Consider the following 19,445-nt stretch of genomic DNA (forward strand, 5'->3'; position numbering starts at 1 on the left):
AGTCGTGCCGGTGGGGTGCCCGGGTGGGTGGGGTGGCACGGGTGGGCAGCGCGGGTGGGTGCAGTCGCACCCCGCCGGCGCCGACCCGCGCGTCCCACCCGCCCGGCACCAACGGGCCCGCACCACCGGACCGCGGCCCCCTCACGTTTCCCGCCACGCCCCGCCAAACCCCTGGTAGCCCCGTCCCATCCCCGACAGATACCGTGGCCGCATGCCCGACTACCTCGACGACCTCCGCCTCGCCCACGTCCTCGCGGACGCCGCCGACGCCGCGACGATGGACCGCTTCAAGGCCCTCGACCTGAAAGTCGAGACCAAGCCGGACATGACGCCGGTGAGCGAGGCGGACAAGGCCGCCGAGGAACTCATCCGCGGCCACCTCGCCCGCGCCCGCCCCCGCGACGCGGTCCTCGGCGAGGAGTACGGCGTCGAGGGCACCGGCCCCCGCCGCTGGGTCGTCGACCCGATCGACGGCACCAAGAACTACGTGCGCGGCGTCCCCGTCTGGGCCACCCTCATCGCCCTCATGGAAGCCGGTGAGGGCGGTTACCAGCCCGTCGTCGGCCTCGTCTCCGCCCCGGCACTCGGCCGCCGCTGGTGGGCCGTCAAGGACCACGGCGCCTTCACCGGCCGCAGCCTGACCTCGGCCTCCCGGCTCCAGGTGTCCCAGGTCTCCGCGCTCTCCGACGCCTCCTTCGCGTACTCCTCGCTCAGCGGCTGGGAGGAGCAGGGTAGGTTGGACGGCTTCCTGGACCTGACCCGCGAGGTGTGGCGCACACGCGCGTACGGCGACTTCTGGCCGTACATGATGGTCGCCGAGGGATCGGTCGACCTGTGCGCCGAACCCGAGCTCTCCCTCTGGGACATGGCCGCGAACGCGATCATCGTCACGGAGGCCGGCGGCACCTTCACCGGCCTCGACGGTCGCCCCGGCCCGCACAGCGGCAACGCGGCGGCGTCCAACGGCCGACTCCACGACGAGCTGCTGGGATTCCTCAACCAGCGCTACTGACGCGCTTCCTGGCGCCCCCTGCGTACGCCCTACGCGCCCTCTTGTTGACCCGTGCTTTACCTGCCACTCTGAGAGTCCCCCACTTGTGAACTTGTGAATCCATGAACGAACTCATGGATCACGGCAGGAGGTGGCTCCACCCATGCTCGTCCGCGAAGCCATGAGCAAGGTCGTCCTCACCATCGGCCCCGCCCACACCCTCCGCCAGGCCGCCGCCCTGATGTCAGCCCGCCGGGTCGGCGCGGCCGTGGTGTACGACCCCGACGCCGACGGCATCGGCATCCTCACCGAACGCGACGTCCTCGTCTCCGTGGGCCTGGGCCAGGACCCGGACACCGAACGCGCGCACGCCCACACCACCACCGACGTCGTGTTCGCCGCGCCGTCCTGGTCCGTGGAGGAGGCGGCCCGTGCGATGACTCACGGCGGCTTCCGCCATCTCATCGTCCTCGAGCGCGGCGAACCCGCCGGAATCGTCTCGGTCCGCGACATCATCCGCTGCTGGGTACCGGAGCGGTCGCGGGACGGGACGCCGGTGGTGACCGCCTGACGGACACCCCTTCCCTCCCCCGTCCCTCCCCTCCCTCGCGCCCCTCCCGTTCTCGCGTCTCGGGACGACACGACGAACGGGCCGGGCCCCCGTTCCCGGGGATCCGGCCCGCCGTTACGACAAGCGGTCCAGTGCTGGACGTCAGCCGCGCAGGGCCTGCACCGCGGCCTCCAGCCGCTTGCCGAAGTCACCGTCGGCCTGGCGGAAGTTGTTGACCGCGCGCTCGATGATGTCCTCGCGCGAGACCTGGGAGATGGCACCCGCCAGGTTGTTCACCAGGCGCTCCTTCTCCTCGTCCGTCATCAGCCGGTAGAGGTTGCCCGCCTGGACGAAGTCGTTGTCCTCGGCGTGCGACGGCGCCTCGTGGTCACCGGTGACGCCGGAGACCGCGACCGGCTGCCACAGGGCCTTGTCCGTCTGGAACGGGCCGCCGAAGCTGTTCGGCTCGTAGTTCTTCGCGCCCTTGTGGCGGCCGTCGTACAGGTAGCCGTCACGGGAGTTGGTGCGCGCGTCGGTGGCGTGCGGGCGGTTCACCGGCAGGTGGTCGGCGTTGATGCCGACGCGGTAGCGGTGGGCGTCGCCGTAGGCGAAGAGACGGCCCTGGAGCATCTTGTCCGGGGACGGACCGATACCGGGCACGAAGTGCGCCGGGGAGAAGATCGACTGCTCGACCTCGGCGAAGATGTTCTCCGGGTTGCGGTTGAGCTCCAGCTTGCCGAACTCGATGACCGGGTAGTCCGCGTGCGGCCAGACCTTGGTCAGGTCGAACGGGTTGAAGCGGTACTTCGCCGCGTCGGCCACGGGCATGACCTGCACGCCGACGGTCCAGGACGGGAACTCGCCGCGCTCGATGGCCTCGCGCAGGTCGCGCTGGTGGGAGTCGGGGTCCTCACCGGCGAGCTTGTCGGCCTCGGCCTGCGTGAGGCACTTGATGCCCTGGTCGGTCTTGAAGTGGTACTTGACCCAGAAGGCCTCGCCGGCCTCGTTGCTCCACTGGTAGGTGTGCGAGCCGAAGCCGTCCATGTGGCGGTACGACGCCGGGATGCCGCGGTCACCGAACAGCCAGGTCACCTGGTGCGTGGACTCGGGCGACAGGCTCCAGAAGTCCCAGACGTTGTCCATCTCCGTCGAGCCCGTGTACGGGTCGCGCTTCTGGGTGTGGATGAAGTCGGGGAACTTGATGGCGTCCTTGATGAAGAACACCGGGGTGTTGTTGCCGACGAGGTCGTAGTTGCCCTCTTCGGTGTAGAACTTCAGCGCGAAACCACGCGGGTCGCGGACGGCGTCCGCCGCGCCCAGGTTGCCGGCCACGGTCGAGAAACGGAGGAAGGTCTCCGTCTCCTTGCCGACCTCGGAGAGGAACTTGGCGCGCGTGTACTGGGTGACATCGGCGGTGACCGTGAAGGTGCCGTAGGCACCCGCGCCACGGGCGTGCACCACACGCTCCGGGATGCGCTCACGGTTGAAGTGGGCCAGCTTCTCCAGGAGCAGCTGGTCCTGGACGAGCACGGGGCCGCCGACGCCCGCGGTCTCGCTGTTCTGGTTGTCGGCTACCGGAGCACCGGCCTCCGTCGTAAGCGGTCCCTGAGTCACGTACGCCTCCTGCGCCAATCCTGCAAAACCTGTCGCTTGGCTAATGCCGCTGTCGATCCTACAATGGACAATGTCTAAGTCAAGTAAGACTCCAAAGTCACACCCGTTCGGGACCTGGTCCCCTTGCTGTTAGGCTGGTCTGTATGAGTGACCTTCTGGAACGGCTGCGTGGACGCGGATGGCGCATGACCGCGCAGCGACGCGTCGTGGCCGAGGTCCTCGACGGCGAACACGTTCACCTGACGGCCGACGAGGTGCACGCCCGGGCCGTGGACAGGCTTCCCGAGATCTCCCGGGCGACGGTCTACAACACGCTGGGTGAGCTGGTCTCTCTCGGTGAGGTGCTCGAGGTCGCGACGGACAAGCGCGCCAAGCGGTACGACCCGAACGCACACCAGCCGCACCACCACCTGGTCTGCGCCCAGTGCGGTGCGATCCGCGACGTCCACCCGATCGGCAACCCGCTGGCCGACCTGCCCGACTCGGAGCGCTTCGGCTTCACCGTCTCGGACGTCGAGGTGACCTACCGCGGCACCTGCCCGAACTGCACGGCGGCGTAACCCGGTTCGCACGAGAGCCCCGGCACCGATGGGTGCCGGGGCTTTGCGTTGCACCGAAAGCACCGAGGGCCGGAGCTGAGGGCCGGAACAGCAGCGAGGGCCGGAACCCTTTCGGATTCCGGCCCTCGGCCTTCAGTAGCGGGGACAGGATTTGAACCTGCGACCTCTGGGTTATGAGCCCAGCGAGCTACCGAGCTGCTCCACCCCGCGTCGATGAATGGAACACTACGTCACCCCAACGACAAGAAGCAAATCGCTGCTGAACCCAGCTGCGGGACGTCGTTCCTCCCCCAGTGCCTGAACGGCCTGGGAGGCTCCCCAGGGGCGGCACGGGTGGGCGATGGGGGTCGCCCCGCCCGAGCGAAGCCGAGGAGTGGGGGAGGCACCCCGTCGCCGCCGGGCCACGCGTCCCACCCGCGCCCGGACCGGCACCGGCGCCCGGAAACGCGCCCCCCGCTCAGCGCATCGCTACGCCGACAGTTCCTGCCGCAACGCGTCCCGCAGCCGGGCCGCCCGCTCCGCGACCTCCCGCGGACCCAGCGACACCGCCCGGTCCGCCCACCGCTGCCCCTCGGCCAGCTCCCCCCGCCGCGCGCAGACCAGCGCGAGCCGCAGCGCCGCCCGACCGTGCCCGGCGTCGGCCGCCCGGCGCCACCACACGACGGCCTCCGGATCGCTCCCCTCACGGGCCAGCAGCAGACCCAGGTTGAACGCGCCGTTGCGTGATCCGGCCTCGGCCGCCTCCCGGTACCAGCGCGCCGCCTCCACGACGTCGCCCCGTGCCGCGGCCAGCATCCCGACCCGCACCTGGGCCCGGCGGTGCCCCTGGGAAGCCGCCCGCTCGTACCACTCCTCGCACTCGGACTTCTCCTGCGCCGTCTCGCCCAACTCGTGCGCGGGCGCCGGCGGCCGACGCGCGTCGAGCACCGTCGCCAACCGGTACGCGGCCTCCGCGCTGCCGCCCCCCGCCGCGCACCGCAGGAACCGCTCGGCCTCGCGCTCGTCCCCGTCGCGCAGCCGCGCCATGCCGACCTGCAGCGCCGCCTCCGTGTGCCCGGCGGCGGCGGCCTGCTCGTACCAGCGCAGGGCGGCCCGGTCCTCGTGGCGCCCGGCGTGCAGGATCCCGAGGTTGAAGGCGGCGTCGACACTGCCCGCCTCGGCGGCCTTGGAGAACCACGGCTCGGCGCCGGTCTCGTCGCCGCTGCGCAGCAGCAGGATGGCCAGCGCGTTGGAGGCCTCCCGGTGCCCGGCGTACGCGGCCCGCCGGTACCACTGCTCGGCCTGCGTGGTGCGGCCCTGCTCGGCGCAGAGCAGCCCGAGGTTGTACGCCCCGTTGTCGTCCCCCGCGTCCATCGCGGCCCGGTACCACCGCTCGGCGGTCTGGGTCTCGCCGCGCTCGGCGTGCAGCGCGCCCAGCGCGTTGGCCGCGTTGCCGTCGCCGTCCTGCGCGGCGCGCAGCCACCACACGGCGGCGCTCTCACTGTCGCCGGCGTCCCGCAGCAGGAAGCCGAGCGCGCAGGCGGCGCGAGCCTCACCGTCCTTGGCCGACGTCAGATACCAGCGGCCCGCCTCCTTGAGCTCGCCCCGCTTCTCCAGGATCGCGCCGAGGTGGAGTGCGGCCCGCCGGTGACCCCGCGCGGCGGCCTGCCGGTACCACTGCTCGGCCCCCTCGCGCGGGGTCCCCTCGTCGTCCCCGGCCTTCGGCCCGACGCGCCGGTCCAGCGTCCGCGCCAGCCGGTACGCGGCCTCCCGGTGGCCGCGCTCGGCCGCGGCCCGCATCCACCGCTCGGCTCCGACGTCGTCACCACGGTGCTCCAGCAGGTCGGCGAGCGCGTAAGCACCCAGTACGTGGCCCTGCTCGGCGGACTGGCACAGCCAGTACTCGGCAGCGGGCTCGTCCCCGCGCTCCCGGAAGTACCGTCCCAGGGCGTGGGCCGCCGCGGCGGACCCGGCGACGGCGGCGATCCGCCACCATCCGGCGGCCTCGTCCGCGTATCCGCGCTGGTGCAGCAGGACGCCCAGGTTGTTGGCGGCGGCTCGGTCGCCGGCCGCGGTGGCGGCGCGCAGATGGGTTTCGGCTCCGTCGAAGTCGCCGCGGCGCAGCAGCATCGCACCGAGGACGCTCATCGCCTCGACGTCACCGGCATCGGCGGCCAGCCGCCGGCGCACTTCCTCGGCGACCTCGTCGGCGGCTTCCTGGGCCTCGTCCGCGGCCTCCTCCTGACCGGACGGCTGCGCAAAACGCCCTGTCCCGAACAGATTTACCATGTCCCCCATAACGTCCATCGTCGCACCACCTGCAAGCTGGGTACAGCCGGTATACCGCAGCCAGTGAGGTCACTTCAGCGTTTTGTCGACATGCCCACAGGGAGACAAGTCAAACACAGATCCCCTCAACTCCCCTTGCCGACGCGGCCGTCGACGCCACCGGGACATGCGTTCGCACATCACGAAGGCCCGGATCCCTTTCGGAATCCGGGCCTTCGTGGTCGTTCGCACGTAGCTCACGACTTCAGTAGCGGGGACAGGATTTGAACCTGCGACCTCTGGGTTATGAGCCCAGCGAGCTACCGAGCTGCTCCACCCCGCGCCGTTGTGTTCACAACCGTATCACGGCGCGGGATGGGCTTTGACCAGCTCGAACGCGCAGCTCGAGCGAGGGGTCAGCCGCCGCCGGGGTCTCCGGTCGGGGTGCCGCTCGGGTCGGCCTTGCCGTCCCCGCTCTTGTCGCCGGCTTTCCCGCCGTCCCCGTTCTTGCCGCCGGCGCTCTCGTCGGCCTTCGCCTGCGCATCCTCGGCCCGCTGCAGCGCCGCCTCCAGGTCCTTCTGCGCCTCGGCGTACGCGGCCAGGTCCTTCTGCTCCAAGGCCTTCTGGCCGGCGTCGAAGGCCTTCTGCGCATCACTCAGCGCTTCCCGGACCGTCGGGTTGGTGGACGTCGGCGGCGGCTCGGTCGTGCCCTCACCCTCGTCCGGTGGCTGCTCGGTTCCGGACTCCTGCGCTCCGAAGACCTTGTTGAGGGCCTCGTCGAGCGTGTTCTCGAAGGCGGTGTTGCCTCCGTAGCTCACCAACACCTTGCGCAGCAGGGGGTACTTGAGGTCGCCACCGCGTACGTAGACCGGCTCCACGTACAACAGGCCTCCGTCGAGGGGCACCGTCAGCAGGTTTCCGTACTCGACCTCCGAGTCGCCGCCTCTCAGCAGCCTGATGGACTCGGCGATGTCCTGTTCGGAGTTGAACTGGCTCTGGACCTGTTTGGGGCCGTCGACGGTCGTGCTCGTCGGCAGTTTCAGGATTCTGATCTTGCCGTAGCCCTCCGTTCCCGCCTCGGCGTCGACCGCCATGAACGCACTGAGGTTGTCCCGTCCATTGGGCGTGAACGTCGTCGTCAGCGAGAACGACTGCTGGTCCTGGTCGGGCATCTTCATGCTCAGGTAGTACGGCGGGACCGCGTCACCCGACTTGTTGGTCGGGTCGTCCGGCACCTGCCACACCTCGCTGCCGCTGAGGAACGTGTTCGCGTCCTTCACGTGGTAGCGGGTGAGCAGCTCGCGCTGGACCTTGAACAGGTCCTGCGGGTAGCGCAGATGCGCCATCAGGTCGCCGGAGATCTCGCTCTTGTCCTGCACCGTGTTCGGGAACGCCTTCATCCAGGTCTTCAGGACCGGATCCTTGGTGTCCCACTGGTAGAGCTTGACGTCACCGCTGTACGCGTCGACGGTCGCCTTCACGGAGTTGCGGATGTAGTTGACCTGGTTCTGCTGGGCCACCACCGCGCGCGAGTTGTTGTTCGCGGTGAGCGAGTCGGCGGTGGTGTCGCCGAGCGTCGTACGGGAGGCGTACGGATAGCCGTTCGTCGTCGTGTACGCGTCGACGATCCACTGGATACGGCCGTCCACCACCGCCGGGTAGGCGTCGCCGTCGATGGTCAGCCAGGGGGCCACCGCCTCGACGCGCTCCTTGGGTGTGCGGTTGTACAGGATCCGCGAGCCCTCGCCGATCGCGCCGGAGTAGAGGATCTGCGGCTCGCCGAACGCCGCCGCGTAGGCCGCCCGGTTGATCGGGTTGGACAGGTCGACCCCGCCGTCACCCTTGTAGCTGAAGGTCTTCTCCCCGCTGTCGTCGGAGTAGTCGATCTCCTTCTGGGGACCGCCGACGATCGAGTAGGTGGTGGTCTTCTCGCCGTAGTAGATCCGCTGCTCGTACGTCGGGAGGTCGCCCTCGGACGGCAGGTTGGACTCGGTGAAGACCGGGCGGCCCTCGGAGTCGACCTGAGTGCCCTTGGCCGCGACCACGCCGTAGCCGTGGGTGTAGCGGAAGTGGTTGTTGATCCAGTTCTTCTTCGGAATGCCGGCGAGGTTCAGCTCGCGCAGACCGATGACCGTGTCCTGGTCCTTGCCGTCCTTGGCATAGCGGTCGACGTCCAGGTTGGTCGGGAACGCGTAGTAGTTCCGCATCTGCTGGAGCTGCTGGAACGTCGGCGAGATGACGTTCGGGTCCATGATCCGGACGGACGCGGCGGCGTCCACGTCGTCACGGAGCTTGGTCCTGTCCTTGGTCTCGCTCCTGCCCGCGTACTCCGCGACCTGGGTGCCCTCGATCCCGTACGCCTCGCGCGTCGCCTTGAGGTTCTTCTCGACGTACGGCGCTTCCTTGGCCTGCTCGTTCGGCTGGACCTGGAACTTCTGGACGAGTGCCGGGTACAGGCCGCCGATGAGGATCGCGGAGAGCACCATCAGGCCGAAGCCGATCACGGGCAGCTGCCAGGTGCGCCGCCACAGGGTGGCGAAGAACAGCAGCGCGCAGATGACCGCGATGCAGAACAGGATCGTCTTGGCGGGCAGATAGGCGTTCGCGTCGACGTACCTCAGGCCCGTCCAGTTGTCGGTCGCCTTGAAGTCGCTCGACTTCACCGCCAGCCCGTACCGGTCGAGCCAGTAGGCGACCGCTTTGAGGGCGACGAAGACGCCGATGAGCACCGACAGGTGTCCGGTGGCCGCGGCCGTGGCGCGCGCACCCGGGCTGGTGACGCGCAGCCCGCCGTACAGGTAGTGGGTGAGCGCGGCGGCGATCACGGAGATGATCACCGCGGCGAAGCCGAAGCCGAGCAGGAACCGGTACCAGGGCAGGTCGAAGGCGTAGAAGGAGACGTCCAGCTTGAACTGGGGATCCTTCTGTCCGAAGGACACGCCGTTGACCCACATCAGCCAGGTCCGCCACTGGCCGGACGCCGAGGCGCCCGCGATCAGGCCGACCAGAGCGGTGATGCCGAGCAGCAGCCACCTCTTGTACGGGGCGATGCCCATCCGGTACCGGTCGAGGCTCTGCTGCTCCATCGACATGGCGCTCAGCGGCGGCCGCAGCCGGTGCGCCAGCCAGATGTTGAACCCGACGGCGAGCGCCATCAGCAGACCGAAGACGAAGAAGAGTCCGATCTTGGTCCACAGGGTCGTCGTGAACACCGACGAGTAGTGGACCGACCGATACCACAGCCAGTCCGTCCAGAAGCCCGCGAACATGGTGAACGCCATGCCGAGCACGGCGAGGACACCGAGTGTCAGCAGCAGGGTTCGGACACGCCGGGACGGGCGGCCCACTCTGATCCGCGGCCCCGTCGGGGGGCCTCCGCCGCGGTCCGGCATCTGGAAAGCCAAGGTGCGCACCTCGAAGTTCGCTGTTGATCCGTCAGGCCCTCGGGTTCGCGGGCCCCCCGTGCGCCCTCGTGATCGTGGGCCCACACTTATGCAACTTACTCATCGTTTACTCGGTTCCCGATTCGGGCCAGTAACGAGGCAGGATTGTGACCATGTCCAACACCCCCATGGCAGCGAGCCCCCTCACCCGGGCCGTACTCGAGATCGACGAGTACGTCTCCGGCCTGGGCTGGGACCAGCCCGCACGCCTCTTTGCACTTGTCGACACCGCACGGCTGCGGACCGATCAGCCCTCGCTCGCGGACCGGCTCGGTCTGCAGGAGGAGACGGAAAGCTCCGGCCTGACCCCGATCGAGCAGGACGAAATTCCAACGGACCAGCCGCTGGACGAGTTCCTGGGCACCATCGCATGGCCCGACGCGGTCGTCGGCTGCGCTCTCGCGGTGGAACGCCTGATGCTGCCGCCGTCCGCCGAGGCCCAGGTCCCGCAGGGCCTGGACGAGGCGAAGCTGGCGCGGTGGGTGGCGGAGCACCCGGACCGCCAGGAGGTCCGCATGACGGTCGCGGTCCTGCGCGACGGCACCCGCGACTCGGCGCTGCGGCTGCGCGAGAAGGACGCCGCCACGGAGGTTCTCACGGGTTCCGACCTGGTGCCGGGCCTGGCGCAGGCGCTCACCGCGACCTTCGAGGAGTAGTCCCGCGGGGCCCCGCGGGACCCTTGTGCGGCTGCCCGCTCCGTCAGCCGGTCGTGCACTTCGGCAGGTCGGCGGTCTTCCCGGAGCGGATGTCCTGAAGTGCGCCGAGGGCGTCGTCGATGGTGTCCACCTTCACGAGGGTGAGCCCGTCGGGGGTGTCCTCGGCGGCGGCCGCGCAGTTGTCTGCGGGTGTCAGGAAGTACTGGGCGCCCTTGTCACGTGCCCCGATGGTTTTCATTCCGATGCCGCCGATCGGGCCGACCTTGCCGTTGTCGTCGATCGTCCCGGTGCCGGCGACGAACTTGCCGCCGGTGAGGTCGCCCGGGGTGAGCTTGTCGTAGATGCCGAGGGCGAACATCAGACCGGCGCTCGGGCCGCCGACGTCGGCCAGCTTGATGTCGATGGAGAAGGGGAAGGTGTGATCGGTCCCCGCGGAGATTCCGACGATGGCGCGCTTCTCGCCGGCGTCGTCGGAGTTCGCGGTGGTGATCGTGACCTTCCGGGTCTCCGTGGGCGTCCGCCCCTCCTTCTCCGCGGCGGCCTGCTCCTTGGCGGGCACGATCGTGAAGACGACGTCCTGTCCGGGCTTGTGCTTGGTCACCAGCTCGGCGACGTCGGCGGGCTTCTTGACCGTGGTGCCGTCCACGGCCTTGATCACGTCGCCGGCGTGCAGCCTGCCCTCGGCCGGGGAGTCCTTGACGACTGTGGAGACGACCACCCAGGACTTCACCGGGATGTCGAGCGCCTTCAGAGCGGCGACCTTGGCGCTCTCCTGGGACTGGCTGAACTCCTCGGCGTTCTCCTGGGTGGCCTCTTCCTCGGTCTTGCCGTCCGGGTAGAGGGTCTCGTGCGGCACCACGCGGTTGTCGTGCGCGAGCCATCCGTAGACGGCCTCCACGAGGTTCATCTTGTAGTCGGCGCTGGTGACCCGGACGGTGGTCATGTTCAGATGACCATTCGCCTCGTAGATCTTGTGCCCCGAAATCTGCAACACCGGCTCGCCGTCGTGATCCCCCAGCGTGTTCACCGTCGGCCCCGGGGACATCTCCGAGTACGGCACGGGGATGAACACACCCGCGCACAGGAGCGCGATCAGCATCAGGGTGGAGGCGAGCATCGTCGCGGTGCGGCGTGGCATGGCACGACAGTACGGGACGTGGCTGTCGGAGCACCGTCAGGGCGGCGCTCGTTCAGGAGCCGATGCGGGGCCTCTCCATGGCCTCACGGAAACGGGCGTACCCGTCCAGCTCGGGGCCGTCGCTCCGTGCCTTGCGCGTCCGGTTGGCCCAACTGCCCCACAGTCCCGCGCCGACAGCGGCCACAAGCGGAATCAGCAACCAGGCAAGCGCTGCCATGCCGACCTCCCAACCCCATGAGCGTCCGCCACTGACTGATCAGCAGATTAACCATCCGCCGTGACAACGCTCACGCCGGGGTGCCGGTTACGCAACCGGAGCGGCACGTGGGGCAGGGGGCCATTCGGGGGGTTCCACCGCCTTCAGCAGGCTCCGACCCACTCCTCGGTCCCGTCGGAGAACGTCTGGTGCTTCCAGATGGGCACCTCGTGCTTCAGGTCGTCGATCAGCTTCCGGCAGGCGTCGAAGGCCTCGCCCCGGTGCGGGCAGGACACGGCGACGACCACGGCGAGGTCCCCGACCTCCAGATCCCCCACACGGTGCAGGGCCGCGAGCGCCCGCACGGGGAACTCCGCGACGACCTTCTCGGCGATCCGCCGCATCTCGGCCTCGGCACTGGGATGGCACGAGTACCCGAGCCGGTCGACGTCGGTCCCGCCGTCGTGGTTCCGCACGGTCCCCACGAACAGCGCGGTCCCTCCGGCCGCGTCGTCCCCGACGGCCCGAAAGACCTCGTCGACGGAGAGGGGCGTCTCCCGGATGCCGATCAGCTTGACGGGGTCCGGTGCGGCCAGCTCACCGGGGTGGTCGTTGGTGGTTGCCATGCGCCCATCGTGCCCCACGGCACGGACAGCGCGGAATAGCGCTATCGCCCGGCACGCGCGCGTACCGCTTTGGAGCCTCCTACAGGGGCCGTCTCAGATCCGGCGCCGGGCCTTCCGCGCCCGCCGCACCACCGCCGCCGCGCCCAGCAGCGCCACCGTCGCTCCGGCGGCCCCCGCCGCCGTCGCGTCCTTGCGTCCCAGTCGCCGCCCGGCGACCGTGTGCCGTCCGGAGACCTCCTCGAGCAGCTCCGCGAGCACCTCCTCGTTGGTGTACTTCGGCCGCCAGCCGGCGTCGTGCAGCCGACTGCCGCTCACCACCCAGGGGTACATCGTGTACGCCAGGTCCCCGGCCGGGGAGGGCGTCAGGCCGATCCGGTGCAGCCGGGCCGCCGCGCCGAGCGCGACCGCCGACGGCAGCTCCATCCGCCGGATCCCGCTGAGCTCCTCGACCTCCTCCTGCTCCAGCCACCCGTCGCACCCGACCGCCAGCTCGCCGTCGGCCTTCTCCAGCACGGCGTACTCGAGAGCGCTGCACAGGTCATCGACGTGGCAGAACTGCCAGGCCGGCCGGGACCCGGCCACCACAAGCAGCCGAGGCGACTCGAAATACCTGGTCAGCGCCGTGTCCACGCCTCCGACCAGCACGGCGGGGCGGACGACGGTCACATTGAGTCCGGGGTGGGCGCGCGGCGCGCGGCGCGCGAGCCGCTCGATCTCCAGCAGGTCCCCGACCCCCGTGGCCTCGGCCGTGGCACGCAGTTCCGCGTCCTCGGACAGCGGCAGCTCGTTGTCCGCGAGCGCGCCGTAGACCATCGCGGACGTGCACAGCACGACCCGGTGCACGCCGGCCGCCGCGGCGGCGGTCAGGACGGTCTGGGTCCCCCGCACGTTGTAGGCCGTCCGGGCGGCCGCGTCGGTCTCCAGGTCGAGGTCGAGCGCCAGGTGCACCACCACGTCCGCGCCGCGCAGCTTCTCGGCGATCGCCGGGTCCCGTACGTCCAGGATCTGCCACCGTGCCGCAGCGCACTCACCGCGCCGCTCGTCGATGGCCACGACCTGCTTGATCTCGTCGGACGCGGCGAGGCGCGCCGTGAGCAGCGCGCCGATCCCGGACGCGGCACCGGTGACCGCGACGACGGGTCCGCGCGTGCCGGAGCCGACGGAACTGGTTGACTGGTTTCGCGCTGCGCGAACCTGCGGATCTGGGGAACTCACCGGGCGTCTCCAGCGGTTGTCTTCAGTACGGGCGCGCTCGACGCGTACGTACCAGGTGGCATCCATCCTGCCGCAGGCCGTCAGTCGGCGAAGCACCGAGGCCCGAACCGCCCCGGGTGTCTACGCTGGGTGGTGATGTCGGGCAGCCGTGCCGCCGGAAAGAACCGGCGGCCTTACCAGCCGAGGAACCCCGTGAGTGACACCCCATTCGGATTCGGCCTTCCGCCGGAGGAGCCGGACGACGGCGACGAGGGCAAGAAGAAGGACCAGCAGAGCGGCGGTGGTCAGGGACCGGCCAACCCGTTCGGTTTCGGGATGACCGGAGCCGGAGGCCTTGGCGGCCCCGGTGCGGACAACCCGTTCGCTGCGATGTTCGGCTCCATGAACCCCACCGACCTGGGCGCCGCGTTCCAGCAGCTCGGCCAGATGCTCTCCTACGAGGGCGGCCCGGTGAACTGGGACATGGCCAAGCAGATCGCCCGCCAGACGGTCGCCCAGGGCACGCCGGACGGCACCAAGGACGCCAGCGTCGGCCCCGCGGAGCGCAATGCCGTCCAGGAGGCCGTCCGCCTGGCCGACCTGTGGCTGGACGACGCGACCGCCCTGCCCTCCGGGGCGGGCACCGCGGTGGCCTGGAGCCGCGCGGAGTGGGTCGAGGCGACCCTGCCCGCCTGGCGGGAGCTCGTCGACCCGGTGGCCGAGCGCGTCGGCACCGCCATGGGCGATGTGCTGCCCGAGGAGATGCAGGCCATGGCCGGCCCGCTGATCGGCATGATGCGCTCCATGGGCGGTGCCATGTTCGGCACGCAGATCGGACAGGCCGTCGGTGTGCTCGCCGGCGAGGTCGTCGGCTCGACCGACGTGGGCCTGCCGCTCGGCCCGGCGGGCAAGGCCGCGCTGCTGCCGGTGAACGTCGAGGCGTTCGGCAAGGACCTCGGCGTGCCGCAGGAGGAGGTGCGGTTGTATCTCGCCCTGCGCGAGGCCGCTCACCAGCGCCTCTTCGCGCACGTGCCGTGGCTGCGCTCGCACCTGTTCGGCGCGGTCGAGGGCTACGCCCGCGGGATCAAGGTCGACACGGCCAAGCTGGAGGACGTGGTCGGCCAGTTCGATCCGCAGAACCCCGAGCAGTTGCAGGAGGCTCTCCAGCAGGGCATGTTCCAGCCGGAGGACACCCCGGAGCAGAAGGCGGCCCTGGCCCGTCTGGAGACGGCCCTGGCGCTTGTCGAGGGCTGGGTGGACGCGGTGGTGCACGCCGCCGCCAAGCCGCGCCTGTCCTCCGCCGACGCGCTGCGCGAGACGCTGCGCCGCCGTCGCGCCTCCGGCGGCCCGGCGGAGCAGACGTTCGCCACGCTGATCGGTCTGGAGCTGCGGCCGCGTCGTCTGCGCGACGCCTCCCGCCTGTGGGCGTCCCTGACGGACGCGCGCGGTGTCGACGGCCGGGACGGCCTGTGGGCCCACCCGGACATGCTGCCGACCGCGACCGACCTGAGCGACCCGGACGGCTTCGTGCACCGTGAGCAGCTCGACTTCTCCGAGCTGGACAAGATGCTCGGCGAGGCCGCCGGCAAGCCGGACCTCGAGAAGAAGGCCGAGGACGAGGCCGGGGACAAGCCCGACGGCAAGGGCGAGGGCAAGGGCGACGACGCCGGGTGAGCCTCCACGACGACGCGGTCCTGGTCCTGAAGGGCTACACCGGCCAGGACGAGCTGCGGCAGGCCTATCTGGATCACCTCGCGGCGCACCCCGACGGCATGTGGAAAGCCTGCGGGGACGGCCACATCACCGCGAGCGCGCTGGTGATCGACCCGTCGCGCGAGCGGGTCCTGCTGACCCTGCACAAGAAGTTGCGCATGTGGCTGCAGATGGGCGGCCACTGCGAGCCGGTCGACGAGACCCTGGCCAGGGCCGCCCTGCGCGAGGCGACCGAGGAGTCGGGCATCGCGGGGCTGACCCTGTCCCCCGGTGGCCCGGTGCGGCTGGACCGCCACCCCACTCCCTGCGCCTGGCACCTGGACGTCCAGTACGCGGCACTGGCTCCGGCCGGGGCCGTGGAGGCGATCAGCGACGAGTCCCTCGACCTGCGATGGTTCCCGTACGCCGAGGTGGCGGACGTGGCCGACGAGTCGGTCGTACGCCTGCTGGAGGCGGCCCGCGCCCGGCTCTGAGGTCGGTAAGGGGTGACCGCCCTTGCGATCACCCCTTACCGCCCGGACGACACGGCGCTCCGCGCTCAGCTCCAGACGTTGCCCTGGTTCTGGCCGCGGGCGCCCTGCTGCCCCATGCCGTACTGCGCGGCCAGACCGGACCCGACCTGGGCGTTCTGCGGTGGCAGCAGCTCGCTGGGCTGGACGAGGGCGAAGCCGCTGCCCATGAAGCTCAGCTCCCAGCCCTCCCCCGTGTTGCCGCGGCGCCGCCACACCCCTGAGGAGTGCGTCTGGGCCTGCATCTGCACCCGCAGACCCGTGGACCAGGCGACGATCGCGTCGGCGTCGCAGTTGACGTACTTGTCGGGCGTCACCTGCATCAGCAGCGGGGCGCCCGAGGTCATCAGTGCCACCCTGCCCCGGCCGGTGATGTTGAGCTGGTACTTCCCCGAGCCGGAGATGCCGTACAGGCTGTCGACCGCGACGACCTCGTGGTGAAGGGACGAGTCCATCGCCAGCACGTAGCTGCTGTCGACGGTGAGGCCGTCCTGTTCCACCTCCATCACGTGGACGTACTGAGCGAGGTTGGAGAAGAAGACCGTGCCCTGCCCGTGGCAGCGCATCAGGTCCAGGCCCTCGCCGGTGTGCGCACGCGCGCGTGACTGGTTGTTGCTCTGGTACTCGGCGTCGAACTCGACGAGCCCCTGGTAGGCGACCATCGTGCCCTTGCGGGCGAGCACGTCGTCGTGCCCCTCCAGGGCGACGCGGAGCATGTGCTTGTTCTGCAGGCTCCAGGGCTCCTGGGTCTGCTGGTCGTTGTAGGCGAAAAGCGGGCTCTGCATGATGTTCTGGCTCCCCCTCAGCCCCGGACCCGGAGGCGGTCGGTGCTGTCCTCGCTGGGCTGGACGACGACGATGCCCTGACCGGAGAAGGCCATCTGGAAGGCCTCACCGCTGCCGCGGCCGATCAGCGACTGCGCCTTGAAGCTGCGCTTGCCCTTCACCTTGAGGTTCGGGGACCAGGCGACGAGCGCGTCCGGGTCGACGTACGTCTCGTCGTCACCACCGCCGCAGTCGACGACGATCGGCTTGCCCCGGGAGGTGAGCGCGACCCATCCCTGGCCGGAGATCTTGGTGTTCCACAGGCCCTGCCCGGCGAACTTCGCCAGGCCCTTGACCCGCTCCACACCCCACGTCAGGTGGGCGTCGAAGGCGAGCAGGTTGGTGGCGTTGACGGAGATCCCGTCGCCGTTGAGGTTGATGACGACGACGTTCGCACCGTAGTCGGCGAGATAGAGCAGGCCGTCTCCGGAGCACTTCATCAGGGGCGCGCCCTCACCGGTGGCCCAGTCACGGGCGATCTGGCGTACGGCCGGTGGGTTGGGCTCGTACTGGACGAAGCCCTCGTAGGCGACCATCGAGCCCACACGCGCGAGGAGGTCGTTTCCGGTCTGCATGGCGACCTTCAGCATGTGATTGCCGTGGTTCTCCATGCGGGCGGTGACGGGTGCGGGAGCGTAGCCCGCGAGCGGCTGGTTCATGACGGGCTCTCCCTCAGATCTCGTACGGCTGGACGACGACGAAGCTGCCGGGCGCCGCCCGGAACTGCAGGTTGACGCTCTCGCCCGTGTCGCCCGCGTAGGAGTTGCGACGCATCCGCACCTGGCTGGAGACGACCACCTGGGCGGCGGCCGACCAGGCGACCACCGCGTTGCAGTCGGCGAACGTGGTGGGCGTGACCGGCAGCACCACGGGCACGCCGTGCGTCTTGACCACGATCGTGCCGGTGCCCTGGAACTGCATCGTGAACAGCGCGCCACCGGGAATGCCGTGGCCCTCGATGCGGCGGACCTCGTACTGGAGGCTCTCGTCGAAGGCGAGGACGTTCTCCGCGGAGACGCACACGGCGTCGCCCTGGAGCTCGATGGGGTGCAACATCGCGGAGTTGTCGGCGAGGAACACCTGTCCCTTGCCGGTACAGCGCATCAGCTGCATCTCCTGGCCGGTGGCGTTGCCCACGACTCGGCCGGCGAACCCGGCGCCCTTGTAGCTGAAGTCGACCTTGCCCTGGTAGAGCACCATGCTGCCCTGGCGGGCCAGTACCGGCTGGCCTTCCGCACCGAGATCGACGCGGACGAGCTTCTTGTTCTGCTGGGTCCAGCGCTGTCCGGTCGCCGTCTCGCGGAACTGCTGGAGCGCGGCCGTCACACCGGCCCCCTGGGGCATGCCCTGCGGCGCACCGTGGGGAGCCTGCTGACCGTAGCCCGGCGGCGGAGTCGGCTGTCCGTATCCCTGAGGCGGCATGGGCTGGCCGTAACCGGGCGGCGGGGGCGGGGCCTGGGTGGCCTGCGGCTGGCCGTAGCCGGGGGGCGGCGGCGCGGTCTGACCGGGGACCTGGCCGTACGGCGGCGGTTGCTGACCGGGCTGACCGTACGGCCCGGGCGCCGGGGGCGGCACCGGGGAGCCGCCGGGCGGCGTGTTCATGGGCGCGACGATGGTCGGCGCGGCGTGCATGGTCGGCGCGTGGGCCGGGGTCGGAGCAGGGGGCGGCGTGGCACCGGGCGGAGGTGCGAAGCCCTGCGGTGCGGGCTGGGCGGGCTGCGGTGCGGGCGCGGGGGCCGGTGCGGGCGCGCCGAACGCCGGCGGCGCCGCGGCCTGGGCGGGCGGGGCGAAGCCCGGGGCGGCGCCGGCCTGGGGCTGCTGCGCCGCGGGCGCCTCCTCCTCGGCCACCTCTCCGCCGAAGTTCCTGAGCAGCGCGTCGAGCCCGCCGTCGAAGCCCTGTCCGACGGCGGCGAACCGCCACACGTCCTTCAGGTAGAAGTCGCCCAGCATCACGGCCCGCTCGGTGGAGAACTCCGAGCCGCTGAACGGGTAGCGGGCCACCTCCTCGCCGCCCGCGACGATCCGGAGGTACCCGGGGCCGACCTGCGACATCTGGCCGGCGCCGTCGATCGTCGCGGTGAAGGACAGCTTCTGGATCTGCGGCGGGATCCGGTCGAGGGTGACCCTGAAGGACTCCGTGTCACCCGCCTGCGCACCCAGGAGCTGGATGGACTCCTCGGGGGTCTTCGGCTGGTTGAAGAACACGAAGTACCGGTCGTCCGACAGCCGTTCGTCGGCGTCGAGACCGAAGCAGCTGATGTCGAAGCTCAGCCCGGGGCCGGAGATCTGCACGCCTACGTACAGATCCGTGCCCGCGGTGAGGTCACTGATCCTGGCCTTGTGGCCGCGTTGGAATTCCCTGGCCATGCGTTACGACCGTCCCCCATCCGAATGTGAGTGCGTCGCGTCAGGCTAACGGCAAACCCTGACACCGAAGGAAGTCGGTACAGACCCGGTACAGAACCCGTGCGCGGCCGTGCCGGACGCGCCGTCGAGGGGAGCGCGCTACTCGCTGCGGGCCCCGGGCACGTGCGGCAGCCGGTCGGCGGCGACCACGCCCTCCAGGTAGCCCCGGGCCCGCTCGGTCCGCGGATATGCCTCCAGCAGCCGCCAGAACCGCGGCCCGTGCCCGGGGACGAGTAGATGCGCCAGTTCGTGGAGAAGGACGTAGTCGACGACGTACTCGGGCATGCCCTGGAGCCGGTGCGACAGCCGGATGCTTCCCTCGGACGGGGTGCACGAGCCCCAGCGTGTGTTCTGGTTGGTGACCCAGCGGACCGAGGAGGGCCGGGCCCGGCCGTCGAAGTACTGGGCCGACAGGCGCTCCGCCCGCTCGGCCAGCTCCACGTCGCCGAGGACGCGCTTGCTCTCCTGGGCAGCCAGCTTGTCCAGCATGAGGCTCACCCAGCGTTGCTCCTCCGCCTCGGACATCCGGGCGGGGATCAGCACGACGGTGCGATCGCCCTCGCGGTACGCGGAAACCGTCCGGCGTCGCCGGGTGCTCCTGCGGACCTCGATCGCGGGCGCCCCCGAGCCGTTCGGCAGCGGATTCGTCGGTGTGCGCTGGGGCGCCCCGGCGCGGTGCAGTGGGTCGGCGGACACGCCCCGACGTTACCCGCTGCACACGGGGAAGTCCCGGCTCCGGGATGGTTCGGTACCGATCCGCCACCCCACTTTCGAGGCG

At 70.4% G+C, this 19,445-nt stretch carries 17 protein-coding genes and 2 tRNA genes; 6 read left to right on the top strand and 13 right to left on the bottom strand.

The features are described from left to right. Nucleotides 1–211 precede the first annotated feature (211 nt). Nucleotides 212–1,012, top strand: coding sequence for a histidinol-phosphatase (gene hisN / locus RM812_RS15890; RefSeq protein ID WP_311573200.1), 801 nt, complete (start codon nt 212–214; stop codon nt 1,010–1,012). A gap of 142 nt (nt 1,013–1,154) precedes the next feature. Then, nucleotides 1,155–1,562, top strand: a complete 408-nt coding sequence (locus RM812_RS15895; protein ID WP_311573201.1) for a CBS domain-containing protein — start codon at nt 1,155–1,157, stop codon at nt 1,560–1,562. Between the two features lie 141 nt (nt 1,563–1,703). On the opposite strand, the gene RM812_RS15900 is transcribed toward RM812_RS15895, so the two are convergent. Beyond that, nucleotides 1,704–3,155, bottom strand: coding sequence for a catalase (locus tag RM812_RS15900; protein ID WP_311573202.1), 1,452 nt, complete (start codon nt 3,153–3,155; stop codon nt 1,704–1,706). A 143-nt stretch (nt 3,156–3,298) separates the two neighbouring features. Here RM812_RS15900 and RM812_RS15905 point away from each other — a divergent pair, with 143 nt between their 5' ends. Continuing rightward, nucleotides 3,299–3,715: a Fur family transcriptional regulator gene (locus RM812_RS15905; RefSeq protein WP_311573203.1), complete on the top strand. Its 417-nt coding sequence runs from the start codon at nt 3,299–3,301 to the stop codon at nt 3,713–3,715. A gap of 136 nt (nt 3,716–3,851) precedes the next feature. On the opposite strand, the gene RM812_RS15910 is transcribed toward RM812_RS15905, so the two are convergent. The 4 genes from RM812_RS15910 to RM812_RS15925 form a co-directional block, all read right to left on the bottom strand. Continuing rightward, nucleotides 3,852–3,925: transfer RNA gene (locus tag RM812_RS15910), tRNA-Met, on the bottom strand. Nucleotides 3,926–4,183: 258 nt separating this feature from the next. Next, the gene (locus tag RM812_RS15915) at nt 4,184–5,992 is read right to left on the bottom strand and encodes a tetratricopeptide repeat protein (protein ID WP_394816456.1); all 1,809 of its coding nucleotides are present in this window, start codon (nt 5,990–5,992) and stop codon (nt 4,184–4,186) included. 239 nt (nt 5,993–6,231) lie between these two features. Then, a tRNA-Met gene (locus RM812_RS15920) sits at nt 6,232–6,305 on the bottom strand. A 73-nt stretch (nt 6,306–6,378) separates the two neighbouring features. Next, nucleotides 6,379–9,354 (bottom strand): UPF0182 family membrane protein, encoded by a 2,976-nt coding sequence (locus RM812_RS15925; protein WP_311573269.1) that lies wholly within the window; start codon nt 9,352–9,354, stop codon nt 6,379–6,381. Between the two features lie 164 nt (nt 9,355–9,518). On the opposite strand from RM812_RS15925, the gene RM812_RS15930 reads away from it, so the two are divergent. Further along, on the top strand, nt 9,519–10,061 hold the full coding sequence (locus tag RM812_RS15930) for a PPA1309 family protein (RefSeq protein ID WP_311573205.1): 543 nt from the start codon (nt 9,519–9,521) through the stop codon (nt 10,059–10,061). A 43-nt stretch (nt 10,062–10,104) separates the two neighbouring features. Here RM812_RS15930 and RM812_RS15935 read toward each other — a convergent pair whose 3' ends face one another. From RM812_RS15935 to RM812_RS15950, 4 genes are all read right to left on the bottom strand, one after another. Continuing rightward, on the bottom strand, nt 10,105–11,199 hold the full coding sequence (locus RM812_RS15935) for a YlbL family protein (protein WP_311573206.1): 1,095 nt from the start codon (nt 11,197–11,199) through the stop codon (nt 10,105–10,107). A 52-nt stretch (nt 11,200–11,251) separates the two neighbouring features. Next, complete coding sequence (locus RM812_RS15940; protein ID WP_311573207.1) at nt 11,252–11,416, bottom strand: hypothetical protein; 165 nt, start codon at nt 11,414–11,416, stop codon at nt 11,252–11,254. Between the two features lie 143 nt (nt 11,417–11,559). After that, the gene (locus tag RM812_RS15945; RefSeq protein ID WP_311573208.1) at nt 11,560–12,021 is read right to left on the bottom strand and encodes a molybdenum cofactor biosynthesis protein MoaE; all 462 of its coding nucleotides are present in this window, start codon (nt 12,019–12,021) and stop codon (nt 11,560–11,562) included. A 93-nt stretch (nt 12,022–12,114) separates the two neighbouring features. Beyond that, nucleotides 12,115–13,236 carry an SDR family oxidoreductase gene (locus tag RM812_RS15950; protein WP_311573209.1) on the bottom strand — a complete coding sequence of 374 codons (1,122 nt, stop codon included), beginning with the start codon at nt 13,234–13,236 and terminating at the stop codon, nt 12,115–12,117. A gap of 192 nt (nt 13,237–13,428) precedes the next feature. On the opposite strand from RM812_RS15950, the gene RM812_RS15955 reads away from it, so the two are divergent. Continuing rightward, the gene (locus RM812_RS15955) at nt 13,429–14,889 is read left to right on the top strand and encodes a zinc-dependent metalloprotease (RefSeq protein WP_311573210.1); all 1,461 of its coding nucleotides are present in this window, start codon (nt 13,429–13,431) and stop codon (nt 14,887–14,889) included. Beyond that, a complete protein-coding gene (locus tag RM812_RS15960) occupies nt 14,886–15,401 on the top strand; it encodes an NUDIX hydrolase (RefSeq protein WP_311573211.1) in 516 nt (171 codons plus the stop codon). Before RM812_RS15955 ends, RM812_RS15960 begins: the two co-directional genes overlap by 4 nt. 65 nt (nt 15,402–15,466) lie before the next feature. On the opposite strand, the gene RM812_RS15965 is transcribed toward RM812_RS15960, so the two are convergent. The 4 genes from RM812_RS15965 to RM812_RS15980 all read right to left on the bottom strand — a co-directional run bounded on the left by RM812_RS15965 (nt 15,467) and on the right by RM812_RS15980 (nt 19,363). Next, nucleotides 15,467–16,222: an AIM24 family protein gene (locus RM812_RS15965; RefSeq protein WP_311573212.1), complete on the bottom strand. Its 756-nt coding sequence runs from the start codon at nt 16,220–16,222 to the stop codon at nt 15,467–15,469. Nucleotides 16,223–16,239: 17 nt separating this feature from the next. Beyond that, nucleotides 16,240–16,920: an AIM24 family protein gene (locus RM812_RS15970; RefSeq protein WP_311573213.1), complete on the bottom strand. Its 681-nt coding sequence runs from the start codon at nt 16,918–16,920 to the stop codon at nt 16,240–16,242. A gap of 13 nt (nt 16,921–16,933) precedes the next feature. Then, nucleotides 16,934–18,628 (bottom strand): TerD family protein, encoded by a 1,695-nt coding sequence (locus tag RM812_RS15975; RefSeq protein WP_311573214.1) that lies wholly within the window; start codon nt 18,626–18,628, stop codon nt 16,934–16,936. A gap of 138 nt (nt 18,629–18,766) precedes the next feature. Further along, nucleotides 18,767–19,363 carry a M48 metallopeptidase family protein gene (locus RM812_RS15980; RefSeq protein ID WP_311573215.1) on the bottom strand — a complete coding sequence of 199 codons (597 nt, stop codon included), beginning with the start codon at nt 19,361–19,363 and terminating at the stop codon, nt 18,767–18,769. Nucleotides 19,364–19,445: the final 82 nt, after the last annotated feature.

The sequence above is a fragment of the Streptomyces lancefieldiae genome (assembly GCF_031845825.1).
Classification (GTDB): Bacteria; Actinomycetota; Actinomycetes; order Streptomycetales; family Streptomycetaceae; genus Streptomyces; species Streptomyces lancefieldiae.